Source organism: Secundilactobacillus angelensis, assembly GCF_012641075.1.
Classification (GTDB): Bacteria; Bacillota; Bacilli; order Lactobacillales; family Lactobacillaceae; genus Secundilactobacillus; species Secundilactobacillus angelensis.
The window spans coordinates 1-2,749 of sequence record NZ_JAAXLJ010000044.1; the positions used below are offsets into that span (position 1 = coordinate 1).

Below are 2,749 nucleotides of genomic sequence, written 5' to 3' on the forward strand. Positions count from 1 at the left end.
CACTTGAGCTTATTAATCAACGACCATTAAAAATCCATCATCAACAGACTGCCATTGAAAGTTTCCGGGCTTGTTCGGATTAAACTTGTAATTTGCCAAATCTAAAAACAAAATAGTTGTGTGTCATATGAACATGTACCTTTAGTTATCAAATAAGCGCTTAAAGAACCCCTTCTTTGAAGCCTTTTTTTGATCATCACTATTTTCTTCTGACTGTTGTGCCTGTGCAGTACTTTTTTGCTTAGTTTGTGTTTGTTGCTTAACTTCCTGCGGCTCATTTTGTTGTGTTAAAAGACGCTGTGTTGATAGGTTTAACTGTTGTTGCTGATCAATTAGCTTTTGTGCCTCATCAAGTTGTTTATCCTTGCTTTCCAACTGTTTAGCTAGCAAGGCATTTTGCTCTTTTAAATTCTTAATATTATCCTGCATAGCAGCAATAATTTGATCAGTATTATTATCTGTTTCGCTATGATATTCATTATGCTGGGCATGTTGCGACCGTTGCGCAACGTCATTGTTTGGATTGCTTGCCATGCCTTTTACAATGGAGTTTTTTTGCGTTGCGTTAAACAATAATGTACGTTCTTTTACATCAGTGTGCGCAATATTGTTTTTCTTTATATAACGATAAACATTGGATTTGTCTTTGCCGATTTCCTCTGCAATATCCTTCATAGAATAAAGCTTCATGCTAAATTACTCCTTCATTGCGAACAATGTTACCACAATAATGTGCGCAACGATGTTTTTTATTTAAACTCCTTAGTTTTCTACCATTGCTTTCATACGTGCATCTTTAAACCAAAAAGCTTTATCAACTTGTGAAACGCCTAGCTTGTAGGCATATAAAACTGGCTGTTGTAAGGTAGCAAATTCTTCTGGGCGAATAAGTGGCACCGACTGTTGGTTATAGTTGGTTGAATGACCACCAAATAAGGCGTCAACTGTAATCGTTGCTGCTGATCTATCAATTTTGTTAGATGATCTATTTGTCGGTCTTTACTACTTATTTGCTGATCCTTGGTAGCAAGCTGTTTGTCACGTTGAAACTTTAAATCTTCTATTTCTCTTCTTAGAGTAGCAATTAGCTCATTATTTTCTTTGCTAGTCTTTGGTATCTGTTTCCTACCTGTTTGTTGGCTCTTTGAGACCAAAGGCTTTGCTATCTTGTCTCTAATAATCATCTCAGCTGTAGTGCTAATCATGTTTGCACCCCGACTATCTTTTTATTGCTTTTTTGCTGGTAGTCTTTGGTAGTGATATTGAATGGCTTGTTTGGAGACCTTTAATTCATCAGCAAGTTCTCTAATAGTTTTAGGCATGATTTCCAAACCCCTTTCGGAGTTCAGCAAGTGCTTCTTGTCTTGCTTGATCTCTTATTTTTTTATCGTGCTCGGCCTGTTTATCAGCCAATGCTTGCTTCTCAGTAGAGCCTAAAGTTAACCCTTTAACCTTGTCAATGGCGCGCCATTTTTCCTGCTCTGTTAATTCACCATTATGCTGAATGTTAAAGAGTTTTTGACGTTCATCTTGAATTTGACCTTGTGAGAAGTCATTAGCGTCTTTCTTTTCAGACTTCCAAGTAAAGGAATACCCAATCACTGGTTTCCCGCGGCCTTTACCATATTTTTTTCGAACAGTTAGGCCTCTAAAAAGAGGTGTAAGTTCCTCTTTGATGGGTTTTAAAACGGATTGATTTATATTGCTACTTTTATAGCTTTTAGGGACATCTAATAGCTCGTTAAAGTCCGCAACTGAAAAGTAAGCGTACCCAGTAGTCCTAAATTGTTTTAGTAAACGGAACATGGTTTTTGCGTAGCTGCTTTTTAAATCTCTGAATTCTGATAAAGCATAACGAACCCAACTTTCCAGCTCATTCAATAATTTTATAGCTTTGGGGTAAATTTTAATATCAACATAAGGATCATCAGCATGGCCGTTTATCTCAAATTCGGTAAACATAACAAAAAATTCACGATGCAGCCCATCTTTACTACGCCTTCCAAAGCGTAAGCCTAAAATTTTTTGATAAGTACTTTCAATATCGTCAATAAATCGGTTATTTGCTGTAGGTTTATATGCACTTAATTCTTTTAATTGATCAAATGAAAACCTTACAGTTTCGTCACCTTTGTCACGCATTCTAGAAACTATTGAGAAGAATAAATTCATTTCAACAGGAGTGAATTTTCGAAGTGGGATTGTATTTAATTCTGGATCATATTTAACAATTTCATTACTCAAATGAAGCACCTCTTTTAATAAACACGTTTTTATGAATATACAATACCACAAAACTCTATCTATAAACAGACAAAACTCTATCTATAAACAGACAAAACTCTATCTATAAACAGACAAAACTCTATCTATAAACAGACAAAACTCTATCTATAAACCCCTGTACGTCTTGGGAGAGTAAGGCTAAAGAGGGGTCTAAAAGAGGTTTAAAAGAGGTTTATAAAAGAGGTATAAAAGAGGCACCGCTGTACAAGATCAAAATCTAAAACAAAAATACAAAGGAGTGAGCTAAAACCAGCTCACATTAAACTCCAGTCGCTATGCTCCTTGCGCCTCACTTCGTTCGTTGCCTAAAAGGTGTGGCAAGCCACATTTAATCGGGCGCTAACGCCCCGAACCCCGTCCAAATTGAGCCAGCTTAACCGCTTTTTCACTCGCCGTTAGGCAGGAAAGCAAAGTTTTATAGAAACTTTGGCTTTCGCCAATTCAGTGTTAAGACTGGTTTAGA

Annotated in this window: 2 protein-coding genes and 1 pseudogene; all 3 read right to left on the bottom strand. The window is 36.6% G+C overall.

What is annotated here, in order from left to right:
* Positions 1 to 141 precede the first annotated feature (141 nt).
* Positions 142 to 690, bottom strand: coding sequence for a DUF536 domain-containing protein (locus HC026_RS12215; protein WP_034529710.1), 549 nt, complete (start codon positions 688 to 690; stop codon positions 142 to 144).
* A 251-nt stretch (positions 691 to 941) separates the two neighbouring features.
* Positions 942 to 1,322, bottom strand: a pseudogene (locus HC026_RS12220) (DUF536 domain-containing protein); the annotation flags it as partial.
* On the bottom strand, positions 1,315 to 2,244 hold the full coding sequence (locus tag HC026_RS12225) for a replication initiation protein (protein WP_034529708.1): 930 nt from the start codon (positions 2,242 to 2,244) through the stop codon (positions 1,315 to 1,317). The pseudogene HC026_RS12220 and the gene HC026_RS12225, both read right to left, overlap by 8 nt.
* Positions 2,245 to 2,749 lie beyond the last annotated feature (505 nt).

Coding starts and splice junctions, on each gene's coding strand:
- HC026_RS12215 (WP_034529710.1), bottom strand. CDS start 690: ATGAAGCTTTATTCTATGAAGGATATTGCAGAGGAAATCGGCAAAGAC.